We start from the raw sequence: 12,706 nt of genomic DNA, 5'->3' as shown, positions 1-12,706 counted from the left end.
AATATACAAATAAGAACCTCCTTCGGGAGGTTTCTTTTTTCTTGGTTAGTTAGTATCTTGTCCTGAATAATTAATATTTGGGGTGAGTTATGGAGATAATAATAGCAATCGCAGTTGGCGTGATTATCTGGTTTATTTTTAAAGGCAAAAAAGCAGCAAACGAAACAAACATAAATCCAGCCTTAAGCAATGCCTCATACCTCTACAACATTGTGGGTGAGCAGTCCTATCAAAATAACTTAAAAAAGATAGCCGGCCCTAAAGAAGAAAAGTCGAAGTTTTTTGAATGCTACGCGAAAGTCAGCTCAGAGCCATTTAATCAGTATGATAAGAATGCTGTTAAGGTTGAGATCAATGGTTTGATTGTGGGTTACTTGAGCAAAGGTGAGGCAGTCAAACTAGCAGGAAATGTAATAAATAAAACTGTGCCGGCGGTCATAGATGGTGGCTGGGATGATAGTGATAGTATTGGTAGTTATGGTGTAAAGCTCGCAATCAATAATGTTAATGATCTTCTATAAGGTGCTGATGTGAATAAGTTATTGTTGTGCCTAGTTATTGTAAGCCTTGCCTCATGTAGTAAGGATGAAGTTCATGATGCTGGCCCCACAGCACAAGGTCAAGAAGCTTGTGCCAATCTAGCTAAATTTTCCGAACAAGCTATGAGCTACCACCAATCAAACGTGTTAATGGATGATGTGTTTAAGGAGGTGGATATGATGGAGAATGTGCCTAGTGACTCCAAGCAACTTCTTAAGGATATTGTTATAGAGGCGTACAAGCAGCCTGTATTTACTGACCAATCTTTTAAAGATAGACAAAGAGTGGATTTTGCAAATGATGTGCACTTAAAGTGCTTGGAATCCATGAAGTAGCAATACTTGAAACACATAACCTCGCGAAAGCGGGGTTTTTTATTGCCTAGAGGTTTATATGAGCACCAAGTTAGGAACTTTAACCCTTGATCTGGTTACTAGAACTGCTGGATTTACAGCACCAATTAAAACAGCAGAAAAACAAACCGTAACCAGTTTTGATGCAATGAAAAAGAGTGTGCTGACTTATGGCGCTATAGCTGTTTCGGGAGCTGCTGCTGTAGGTGCTGGTGTACTTGCCATGGCAACCGAATACGCAAATGCTGCGCGTGAACTGCAAACTTTCGCCTCTATTTCAAACACAACAACACAAGAATTTCAAAAGATGGCTGTGGGTGCTGAGACCATGGGTATCAGCTCGGAAAAGTTATCTGACCAGTTAAAGGACTTTAATGAAAAGTTAGGTGAGTTCATCACCATTGGTTCTGGTGGTGCTGTTGACTTCTTTGAGCAAATTGCTACCAAAACAGAGGGGTCAGCAGAAGGCGCAAGAAAATTGGCGCTTGAAATGCAAAACCTTTCAGGGCCCAAAGCACTACAACTCTATGTAGATAAGCTGGAAGAGGCGGGTGTTACTCAGCAACAAATGTCTTTCTATTTGGAAAGTATGGCATCTGACACAACAAACTTAATTCCATTATTAAAAAATGGTGGTGAGGGCTTCAAATTCTGGGCTGATGCCGCTGAGCGCGCTGGCGTGATTATGGATGAGTCGGCAATCAAAAAGGCTAATGAGCTTTCGGTTCAAATGAAGCTGCTAGACTTGCAGGTTAAAGGGGCAAAAAATCAATTCATTCAAGGTTTAATGCCTGCCTTGGTGTCCGTTGGTGACTCTTTAACTGATGCCACAACCGAAACAAACTTGATGGCGGATGCAGGTGCCACTCTAGGGAATGTGTTTATGGGTGTGGCTGCAATGGGTATGGGGGTCTATGCAGTTATCAAAATGCTGTCCAATGCCATTGCTGGGCTTGCGGTTGATGCGGTAAATGCAAAAAAAATGGTAGACAAGACCTCGGAGAATGGAACTTGGGCCGATAAGCTTCCAGGTATTAAGCTGGGGAAAGCGCTTATCCTTGGAACTGCAAATGCTCGCTTTAATGAAAACAGTGGCGTTCAAATGGCTATGCAGGATAACGCCAAGGTTGCTGAGGATATCGGCAATACCATCACCAATATATTCAGCAAAACCACAAGTGAAGCTGTTGAAGCTATGGCGGAAATCCAGAACAATCAGCAGGGAGTTATCTCTGGTTCTGATGATTGGATCAAGAAACAAAACCAAGCTGCTAATGCAACAAATGCCGCAACTGATGCCCTGAAAAAACAGCAGGAGCAGGCGCGTGCTTCAATTTCGTATGATTATCTAGATGATTTTGCCAAGTTTGCTGAAGATCATAAGCGCCAAATGGCTGAAATTCAAAAAGCTAATTTCGGCCCACAGGAATCTGAATATTTAGCCAAGGCTAAAGCGCGATATGAATTTGAAGAGGAGATGTATCTTCGTCAAATCACCGAGGAAATCAATGATTTCAAATGGTCTGAAGAGCAGAAGCTTAATTATTTCTATGAAACTCAGCGAATTATTGTAAATGAGTCAGGGAAATACAATGACGAAATCAAGGAATTAAAACTCAAGGCTTTAGATGAGCAGTACGCGCTTGAACTTCAAAAAGCTAGATTTCATGCTCAAAACGTACAGCAAACCATGCGAGATAGCATTAAAGGCTTATCGTCTGGCGTTGACGGAATCTTTGCTCAAGCAACCATGTCACCACAAGATTATGCAAAATGGTCTTTGGAGAATGACCGATCTAATGCTCAGGCTAACCTTAAAAATCAGCGTGTGGGTGTTGAGCAGGACATCATGACCAGTGACGCTTATTCGACTGATGATGAGCGATACGACGCATTACTGGAAGCGCATCAAGAATACCGCGACGCGATGGCTGCGATTGATGTTCAATACGCCGAAAAAGTAAAGGAGTTGGAATTTCAGCAGTATGAAGACACGATGAGCATGTATGGTTCGCTACTCTCTCAAGCTGGTGCTGTTTGGGGTGATATGACTCAAATAGTGAAAGATAGTCAGGGCGAGCAATCAGGCGCATATAAAGCTATGTTCTTAATGCAGCAGATGTTTGCAATCGGCTCCGCTTTGGTTTCTACGCACCTAGCAGCTGCTCAAGTTATGGCAGATCCGACAGCACTAACCATGGCTCAAAAGGCTGCGTATTCGCAAATAATCTTAGGGCTTGGTTACGCGAATGTAGGATTAATTACAGCTCAGACTGTTGCCGGCATGGCCCACGATGGTATCGACAATATCCCTAAAGAAGGCACATGGCTTTTAGACAAGGGTGAGCGTGTTGTGGATAGCCGTACTAACAGTGATTTGAAAAACTACCTGAATGAAGCGCGTAGCAACAGTTCAGGTGCCAAAATCACTGTTAATAACAACACTGGAGCCCAAGTCAACGCACGTCAAAACCCCGATGGTAGTGTTGATATTGATGTGATTGAACGGCAGTTGGCTGGTCGTTTAGGTAATCCCAACAGCACGCTTTCCAAATCACTTAAGCAGAACACCACAGCATCACGGAGACGATAATGCATAAGCTGTTGTATTGCACAACCCAGTCGGGCTATTCAGCCCAGATTGGGGATGGTGTTATTTCTCAAGAGTTAGACGGTGGTGCACCAAGGTTTAAGCGTGCATTAAAAGGTACGTACCATAGTGCATCAGTGCGGTGGGTGGTAAAGGATGCAGGCTATCAGTATTTAATGGCTTTTTATCGTGTCTGGGCTAGAAATCCAAATCAGCGTTTTTTGGCAAGGCTTTGTATTGACGGTCCCGAGGTTGAGGATTACCAATGCTATTTCTCTGGAAGCCCTCGACTTGAAAGCAAAGAAGGACCAATCTACACGGTCACTGCTGAGCTTCGAGTGAAGCCTTTGAATATCGATACTAATATGGATGAGGTAATTGTGACTGCTGTAACTGAAGGTGTAGATCTGGCCGAGCTATTTGATCCACTCGACCACCTGGCTAACGTGGCTCTACCTGATGCATTGGAGAACTTATGACAGATTACACTGCATTTTTTCTCAATAATTCTGGTGGGGTGGTGCAGCTTGAATGCCTAGAAATATCCCATCCGAGTTTTACTAAGGTATTTCGATACACGCGCAATGATGAAGATGGGATACAGATTGGCGATAACCTCTATCAATATCAACCAATGTCAATCAAGCGAACCAATGTCACCAATGACCTTGATCAAAAGCTACAGGTGACTTTGGTGGACATGGAAGATGAGCTTATGGATGCGATAAAAAATATCCGAAACTCTGCTTATCCACGAGTAAAACCAAAGATCGACTTCAAGATATATCGAGATGACGATCTTTCAGCACCTATGGTTGAGATGCAAACCTTGGAAGCGCCTACGATCTCAAAGGATAGCACTGGGCTTGTGACCTTTGATGCTCAAGCACCAGAACTAAACTCTGTCAAAACTGGGAAGCTTTACACCTTTGAAGACTATCCATTGCTTAAGGGGATCTAATGTCTATTGATAATCTGTTAGATCGGACGTGGACCAAGGATTACACCTGTAATGAATTTGCATGTGAAGCTTGGAAGCAGATCACTGGTAAAGACTTAAGTAAGCGGATTGAAAAGTTTTTGAATGGTAAAGGTCGATTCAAAAGGCTGGATAAGCCGATTTCACCCTGCCTAGTGTTCTTCAAGAACAATGAGAAAAGCTCGACACATGTCGGGCTTTTTTATTACGACAAGCTTTTACATTTAACCCCACGAGGGGTGCAGTTTGTGCCGCTAGAACTGGTGGTTATGCATTTCCGAGAAGTGAGATTCTACACATGAAAAAAGTCATCATCATACGTGATCAGTTTAGCCAGAATAAAACCGAAGCCACGGTTGATGATGTGTGCAAATATCTTGCTGAACAGTTTGATAGCTTTCCAGAAAACGCGCGAATTTATCATAATCATGTTTCAAAGCAGACTGATGTTACACCGAAAACCGTAGCGGATATTGAGCACCTAAAAACACTAGAAGGTACTTTTTATGTAGTGATGCACCCCGAGTGGATTCAAATAGTTTTTTGGGTCGTCACCGCGATAATGGCGGCATATAGTGTCTATATGATTGCCACCATGCCCAAGCCGAATACTGGCGGGATTGGCTCATCAAATAACGAGCTGGCAGCGCGGGCCAATCAGGCGCGTGTGAAAAGCCGTATTCCTGATATTTATGGGATGGTTCGCTCTTACCCCGACCTAATCGCAGTCACCTATACTTATTACCAGAATGGCATCGAAATTGAAGAATGTCTGATGGCAATCGGTCGAGGGTATTACCAGATTCATGATTGCCGTGATGGTGATACGCCTGCTGGTGCAATTAATGGCGTGAGTGTGAGTATTTATGAGCCAGGTATACCGTTGGTGGGGGATACAGCATTTTATCGTATTGGACAGGTATTTAATAACTTGCCACTTTCTGTAAAAAAATCAGCATCAATTAACGGTCAAACCTTGCAACCACCAAGTGACAGAGTGCTCAGCGATGAGGACAATAATGCAGGCATTTATTTCACGACAGGCGGTGTGATTAACCGTAAAAACACAGGCATTAATTTCACAAGCTACTTTAAGGCCGGCAATGCAATTAATATCCAGGGAGCAGCTTACGGGGTTAAAGATGCCATTTTATCCGGTACTGCAACTGTAAAACCGGGTGGTATTATCACCATTCAGTCAAGTGAGAATGTGCTTGATTACACAAGCTTTCAAGGCATTCTGCTCACCGGTGCGACTTTTGAGATCATAGTTGAGACAATTGATCCAGAAACAGAAGAAGTGCTTTCAACCGAGAGTGTTTTTCGTGATTTGTCTGGTCAATACGATATCTCAAGTATTGCTCGCGCGGTAAGTGGCACAGGGTACTTATATACCATTACCTTATCCCAGCCGAAGAACACTAACTTTAACTGGGAGTTTGTGGCACAGAATCACACGGTTGCAGCAGGTATTGCATTAAACAAATCATCTAATAGTGTGGTGCTGGATGGGGCCTATACCATCAGCTCGATCACATCAAGCACAATCACTTTGGCCACACCAAGCAGTATTAATCCAGACTGGTTAAAAATACCCGATTTACTGGGTGGAACCACTTATAACCTGGTGTCATCGGTGGATCTGGATTTGGTTGCAGATAAGTGGGTCGGCTGGTTTGATGTGGAGTTTGATGACCCAACGGAAGCTATTTTTAACTTCTATTTCCCACAAGGTCTTTACAACATGACCTCAAAGGGGAAGGTGGGCGAAGGTTTTGTTGAAATCACGATTCAGTACAAGTATTTGGGTGAAGCAACGGTTTATACCAGAAAGCACTACGAATACCGAAATGGCAACAAAGACACGTTTGGCATTACCATTCGTGAAGTGCTGCGTGGTTATGGCGAGGGAATTAGCTTCCGTATTGCGAAGACCAGACAAAAATCAGGTAACTCACCAGTAACGGAATGCAAGGTTAAAGATGTTTATCTGGCCGCGCAGACCGACAAGACTAATTATCCGGGTGTAACCATTATTCGCTCCAGAACAGTTGCTACAGATGGAGCGTTATCGGTCAAAGAGCGCAAGTTAAACTGCCTGGTAACCCGCAAGCTTATGGTGGATGGTACTAGAGCATTACAGGCAACACGTGATGCAGGTCAGGCATTGATTAATATGGCACTGGATGAATATATCGGACGAAGATCTTCAACTGAGATTGATATTCCGCAAATCAAGTCAGAGATTCAGAAAATCAAAACCTATTTCGGCTCGGATGCGCCTGCTGAATTTAGCTACACCTTTGATGATGACAGCCTGAGCTTTGAGGAGCAGGCAGCCATGGTTGCGTCAGCATGTTTTTCTGAGACCTATCGATATGGAAACAAGTTGCGATTGAAATTTGAAGCGCCACAAGACAACTCGGTGCTGCTTTTTAATCACCGCAACAAGGTGCCTGGATCAGAAAAGCGGACGTTTAATCTCGGTATTGATAAAGACTACGATGGTGTAGAGCTTGAATACACTTCGCCTGATGATGACCTTCGGGTGACTTATGCTATTCCTGAGAATGGATCTGCACGCAACCCATTGAAGATCAGTACGTCGGGCATTCGTAGTCGTGCTGTGGCTAAAACTAGGGCGTGGCGTGAATGGAATAAGTTGCAGTACCAGACTGAAAGCGTCGAATTTGATGCATTAGATGAATCCAATTTACTGGTGAGGAATGATCGAATTTTGGTGGCTGACAATACAAGCATCAAGACTCAGGATGGTGAGGTTGATGGGGTTGATGGGCTAACACTCACATTGTCGCAAGATGTCGAGATGCGGGATGGTGTGACTTACTACATTCATCTGCAACTACAAGATGCGACGGTAGATATGATCCAGTGTCTATCTGGTGAATACATGAATCAGGTCATTCTGACTCGAGCACCACTACAACCACTGGTCTTTGATGAAGATCGATACATCAAAACCGCCTATCAGATCGTGGCTGCCCAAGATACATCTAGTTCGGCATTTTTACTGACAGAAGCAAGCCCAAACGATGAGATGACTAACCGACTGACCTGCATCAATTATGATGCGCGTTATTACGCCAAAGACCACAGTTATATTTAAATTAAATCATTAAAAGCCCCTTTGCTGGGGCTCTTTTATGCCGGAGAGAAACATGGCTGATCAGGTAATTACCAAGCAAGAGCTTATTGATGCTCAAAAAGATGCGCAAACTTTAGAAGACGTTATTAATGGCCCCTCTGGTGAATTGATTAAAACACGACTAGGTAGAGAAGTTTATACGCTTGCCAGCGTTCCACAAATTAATACAATGACGCGCGAAGAGGTTGTTGCTGCAGTAACACCTAAAGCCAACAAAGCAGATGTTGATACTGCTCTTTCAGATGTTGGTACTGCTCTTTCAAATCTAAGCACGGCAGCTAGTAAATACTACTCAACTCTAGCGGAAGCAAATCAGTACATTAGCTCTATAGGAGTAAACCAGCTCGTATACATTGGAAGCTACGACGGTAACGAGGGTCTTTATTATAGAGCGTCGCCAGGGGCGACAAGTTTAACTAAGAGCGCTTATGATCCGCTGATACAGTCAAAAACCTACACTGATAGCAAGCTTGGATCGCGTCTTTTAAAGACAACAAATTTAGATACACTAGAATCTGGGAATTATTTTATCTCAAGTTCAGATTTACTTTCGATTATTAATGATGGTACATACATAACTCTTGGCTACCCTACTGGAATAACCGCGCTTGGTGGTGCAAAAATCAATGTAGTCAAAGAAAGTGATGCTTTTGTATATCAAACGATTGAATTGACACGGCAGGGGTTAAGTTTTTATCGGCAAGGGACTGGTGTTGCAGACACTTTTTACGATTGGATTAGTGATGTTTCAGCAGCGATTGCCGAAGCAAACAAGAATCCAAAATTCAATCCGAATCAACGCTCAATCGGTGTAATCACAACAATCTCAACAAGTGATACAAGCAAGACTTCAATCTTTGAATACACTGAGGGTCGCTGGGATATTCCACGTACAACTGTACTTACTTATAGTGATGCTCCAATTGATTCATCCATCCATTTGATGGTTGAAGAAATCAAAGCCTATACAGGTAGTTATTTTAAATACACGGCTCATGCTGCAAATAATAAAACTTATGTCGCATATAAAGATCAAAATAATGTTGTGACCTCTTGGCAAGTAGCTGCAACAGAGAATGTAATTGATAGTAAAGTCTCTGCTTATGATGCTGCTTTAAAAGCAGCAAACCCGCTTGTTAGGACTGACACACGTAGAAAAGCGCTTATTAATCAAATTCCTAATAGTGGTGGCAACACTGCAATTATCCAATATGCTGAGGGTTATCATAATATTCAGCGCACTAAAGTATTGACATTTGCTGATCGACCAGAAGATGCCACTTTAATGCTTGAAGTTTCATTATTGAATACAGCGAACAATGGTTATTACTTCTTTAAAGCCGAAACAGTAACAGGGAATACATATACACGGCATTCGATGGGCGGAGTTTGGCAAGGCGCTTGGAAGAAGATAGCGAGTACACAAGATATTGCGGATGCGATTACAGCAGCATTATCGAATATAAGTATTGTAAAGTCCGACCCTGACAACTGTGTAATCGGTTTGGGTAGCTCAAGCATGGCTTATATGGAAACCAAGCTCCGTGAATTAGTTCGTTCAAAAGGTCGTGAATACATTGGCGGTGGTTTTGCAGCAACACATGCGCAGACATTAGCTATGTTCTGCGGATACGGAACGTACTACATGAATTTTGCAACTGATACGGTTTTGCAGAATGATATTGAATACGACATCACATGGACGAATGCGGGTGACTTTGGTATGAATACGCTTAATCCCGTAGGATCGCTTACGAAATGGTGGGTAACTTTAGACAACGGGGTTCGTGGACAAGTTGTTTTTCAAACAGGTAAGTTCACACCTAAAAATCTAAGTGAACCATTGACTGTAAGTGGTGCAATCAAAGTATTGCCAAATCTAGCTCGTTATAAACGCTCTATTTCAATCATTCAGACAGCAAAAAACAATCTTCAGTACGGTTCTGCGTCACAAACACAGAATGCTAAAAACTCTTACGATGAAATTGTACGTCAAATTGAGTTAGTGCAACCCGATTCTCGCTATATCGTTTTGGGGCATCATGTTAATCGTGATGTAACGGAAGCGGTAAGAAGTGGTGTTCTTGAAGTTAATACTTATCTCGAGAACAAGTATAAGAATCGGTATGTTGATATTCAGAATTGGTTAATGAGTTCTAAATTGTGGACAGACTTGGGAATTACACCAACTTCAGCAGATACAGAAGCTCAAGCAAGCGGATGGATTCCACCGAGCGTGTCGAGCGATGGAGTGCATTTAGACACGTTCGCAAGTGATTACTATGTCGATAACTTCATTGTGCCAAAGCTTGTTGCGATGGGATATATCTAATATAGGATATTTTCTTCATGTTATAGACTTGAAGTTAAATTTTATAGCGATCAAACTATTTTAGGTATACAAAGATTTATTAAGGAAATCATTATGTCCAAAGTAATCGATCTAAAGCTATTATTGGCAATAATGATTTCCTTTATTACCTTACTAAGTCCGACAAGTGCTTCTCCCAATTCGAAATTAGGAGCGCAAGCATATTTAAAAACTAATGTTTGGCAACCGTATAAGCGCTACAATGCTTCACATTTCCTCATGATTCCAATGTTCTATGCGTATGAAAAAGGGGATAAAGAGCTACAGAGAGATTTCGATTTCTATGTAAACAGTTTCTTTGAAAAAAATGGAAATAAGCTAGATTTCAAATCCAAACAACAAAGATTGAATGACACGCAGTTTTTATATTTTCTAACAACTTATGCGGTATTAAGTAAGAACAAGTACCCACAATATACAAAACAAATGTTGCAAGACGTGGAAGATATTTGGCACCGTATTCCTGCATGGCAATGGGGTGAAAAACCATTTACAAATCTCAAGCAAAGACTAGATTGGAAGATGCAAGCAGATCAAAAAGTAGGATTTCATAGAGCAATTATTGATGAAGAATTTTTTACACTTGGCGCTGCAGCAAATTTATCTAGAATTTATCCAAACAACCCTACATTGAAAGAAATTAATCATTATACAGCACAAATTTTCAAGCAGCGAAGTACCTTAGATAATGGGCGTTGGTTATTTGATGTTGGCACATGGGACAATCATCCAACATTTGCATATAGTGGTTATAGCGATACAAAAAATATTACGGTGAAAAAACCTAAAAAGAATATTGTTGCCGATGCATCTCACTTCATGAGAATGCCTATTCTGCTGTGGTCATTCCAGGGTGCTTTTCCAAAAGATTCAAAAGAGAATTTTCAATTTAAAAGCTATAGAGTGGGTTTGGAAAAACAGTTTTTTGAAAGAGTTGTCGTTAGAAAAGGCGATACTATTTTGATGAATAATTTTATGGATGGCAGCAATGGTGTATTTAGGTGGGAGTATCCAAGCTTAGGTAAAGGAAAAGGTTATGGGCCCTATGAGTTAACTCATACACTCGGTATGGGGTTGTGGACTCTGTTACCAGGAACAAGAGTTCAGGATCTTTACAAAGATTATTATAAACAAATAAGAAATTCTGATAAACAAATTAGTTGCGAGTCTATGATGGTCGATATGTTAAAAGGTAGAAAATCTAAATATGATTTTAAACTTATAGACTGTGTCCATTTATTCAATACAGAATTAGCATCAAAAATTAGTGACAAGCGAATGTAAATTGGATTGAGGTTATATAACTACCCAACAAACCAGCACCAACCCTGATCTTTAATTAGATCAGGGTTTTTTATTACCAAAATTTAGGGGGCACAATGCCAAATGACTACTCATCTGATCCACCAGTAGCGACAGCAGGGCAGCTTATTGCCATATCAGACAAGATCAACGACATATCCAAAAACATGGATAAGTTAGCTGAAATGCCCCAAAAGCTCGACCGCATGAACATGCAGTTAGAGCAGCTCAATAAGGAGCATCAACAGACACGCAATGACTTAACTCAGACTCGGGACAACCTACAAGATGATCTGGATCGGGCCAAGTCAAACTTCAAAAGTGAGATTAAGCAGCTCAGAAATGAAGTTGAGCCAAGATTTAAAGAGGTGGATTCACAGATCAGAGTGCTACATGAAAGTAAAACCAAAATCGACAGCATTACTAATCTTGTGCGCTTTGGTGGCATTTTCTTGGCAGGTCTATTCGTCGTCGCATGGAATACTCAGACGAGCAAAACAGACACAGTAAATACTCAAGCCACGACCAACGCCCAGAGTATTCAGGTTCTTGAAAAACAATCTGATCAACTTTTAAGAACTGTTGAAGAAATCCGCAACAAGCTTTACGAACGAAACATGAGAGAGGAAAAATGAATTTCTTACAAGAAAACGCGCTGAAATATACCAGCGTCAAATGGCCCCTAATTGGGGCTTTTTTATTGGGTGTAATTCCTGTTTTGTTGCAAGAAGGAATCAATGCACAGCTCATTCCATCTGAATATCATTCATTAATTTTAACCATTGTACTGCCCGCACTGGCGTATTTCGGTAAAAAGAAATATCAACCTGAATTACATCCCGAGCCGACCATTTTAGGCTTTGCAAAACTTCCAGTCGATTCAATCACTTTTGATGAGGCATTCCGAAGGCTAATCGGTCATGAGGGTGGCTATAGTACAGATCGGCGCGATCCGGGAAACTGGACTGGTGGCAAGGTTGGAGTAGGTGTATTAAAAGGCACCAAGTTTGGCTTAGCTGCAAATACATACCCTAATCTTGATATTAAAAACATCACATTGGTCCAAGCAAAAGAAATCTATAAAAAAGACTGGTGGGATAAATTAGGCGGTCACGGTCTGCATTCAGCCATTACATTCCAGCTTTGGGATTTTGCTATTAATGCGGGGAAGAAACGGGCAATCATTGAACTCCAGCAGGTTGCAGGTGTGACGGCTGATGGCTTGATTGGACCTAAAACAATTGCAGCAGTGAATGCTTTAGATCTAAACGATGTATTGCTTAGCTTAACCGCTGAACGATTGAAGTTTTACACATCACTTTCAACATGGTCGACGTACGGTAAAGGGTGGGTGAATCGTGTAGCGGATAACTTGAAATATGCTGCTCAGGATAACTAGGAGTTG

At 41.7% G+C, this 12,706-nt stretch carries 11 protein-coding genes; all 11 read left to right on the top strand.

What is annotated here, in order from left to right; translation table 11 throughout:
- Positions 1-89 precede the first annotated feature (89 nt).
- The 11 genes from AXW61_RS12425 to AXW61_RS12375 all read left to right on the top strand — a co-directional run bounded on the left by AXW61_RS12425 (position 90) and on the right by AXW61_RS12375 (position 12,700).
- A complete protein-coding gene (locus AXW61_RS12425) occupies positions 90-521 on the top strand; it encodes a hypothetical protein (protein ID WP_062034537.1) in 432 nt (143 codons plus the stop codon).
- Between the two features lie 9 nt (positions 522-530).
- The gene (locus AXW61_RS12420; RefSeq protein WP_062034536.1) at positions 531-875 is read left to right on the top strand and encodes a hypothetical protein; all 345 of its coding nucleotides are present in this window, start codon (positions 531-533) and stop codon (positions 873-875) included.
- A gap of 58 nt (positions 876-933) precedes the next feature.
- The gene (locus tag AXW61_RS12415; RefSeq protein WP_062034535.1) at positions 934-3,486 is read left to right on the top strand and encodes a hypothetical protein; all 2,553 of its coding nucleotides are present in this window, start codon (positions 934-936) and stop codon (positions 3,484-3,486) included.
- Positions 3,486-3,962, top strand: a complete 477-nt coding sequence (locus tag AXW61_RS12410) for a hypothetical protein (RefSeq protein ID WP_062034534.1) — start codon at positions 3,486-3,488, stop codon at positions 3,960-3,962. The genes AXW61_RS12415 and AXW61_RS12410 overlap by 1 nt, the downstream gene beginning before the upstream one ends.
- Positions 3,959-4,444 (top strand): DUF1833 family protein, encoded by a 486-nt coding sequence (locus tag AXW61_RS12405; RefSeq protein WP_062034533.1) that lies wholly within the window; start codon positions 3,959-3,961, stop codon positions 4,442-4,444. Before AXW61_RS12410 ends, AXW61_RS12405 begins: the two co-directional genes overlap by 4 nt.
- Positions 4,444-4,764: a hypothetical protein gene (locus AXW61_RS12400; RefSeq protein ID WP_062034532.1), complete on the top strand. Its 321-nt coding sequence runs from the start codon at positions 4,444-4,446 to the stop codon at positions 4,762-4,764. Before AXW61_RS12405 ends, AXW61_RS12400 begins: the two co-directional genes overlap by 1 nt.
- Positions 4,761-7,589 (top strand): host specificity factor TipJ family phage tail protein, encoded by a 2,829-nt coding sequence (locus tag AXW61_RS12395; protein ID WP_062034531.1) that lies wholly within the window; start codon positions 4,761-4,763, stop codon positions 7,587-7,589. Before AXW61_RS12400 ends, AXW61_RS12395 begins: the two co-directional genes overlap by 4 nt.
- A gap of 52 nt (positions 7,590-7,641) precedes the next feature.
- Positions 7,642-9,960, top strand: a complete 2,319-nt coding sequence (locus AXW61_RS12390; protein WP_062034530.1) for a hypothetical protein — start codon at positions 7,642-7,644, stop codon at positions 9,958-9,960.
- Between the two features lie 93 nt (positions 9,961-10,053).
- On the top strand, positions 10,054-11,283 hold the full coding sequence (locus AXW61_RS12385) for a hypothetical protein (RefSeq protein ID WP_062034529.1): 1,230 nt from the start codon (positions 10,054-10,056) through the stop codon (positions 11,281-11,283).
- Positions 11,284-11,378: 95 nt separating this feature from the next.
- Positions 11,379-11,936: a hypothetical protein gene (locus tag AXW61_RS12380; RefSeq protein WP_062034528.1), complete on the top strand. Its 558-nt coding sequence runs from the start codon at positions 11,379-11,381 to the stop codon at positions 11,934-11,936.
- A 248-nt stretch (positions 11,937-12,184) separates the two neighbouring features.
- Positions 12,185-12,700, top strand: coding sequence for a glycosyl hydrolase 108 family protein (locus AXW61_RS12375; protein ID WP_062034714.1), 516 nt, complete (start codon positions 12,185-12,187; stop codon positions 12,698-12,700).
- Positions 12,701-12,706: the final 6 nt, after the last annotated feature.

This window comes from Acinetobacter sp. BMW17 (assembly GCF_001592855.1).
Lineage (GTDB): Bacteria > Pseudomonadota > Gammaproteobacteria > Pseudomonadales > Moraxellaceae > Acinetobacter > Acinetobacter johnsonii.
This window is presented reverse-complemented; position numbering and strand designations above follow the sequence as displayed.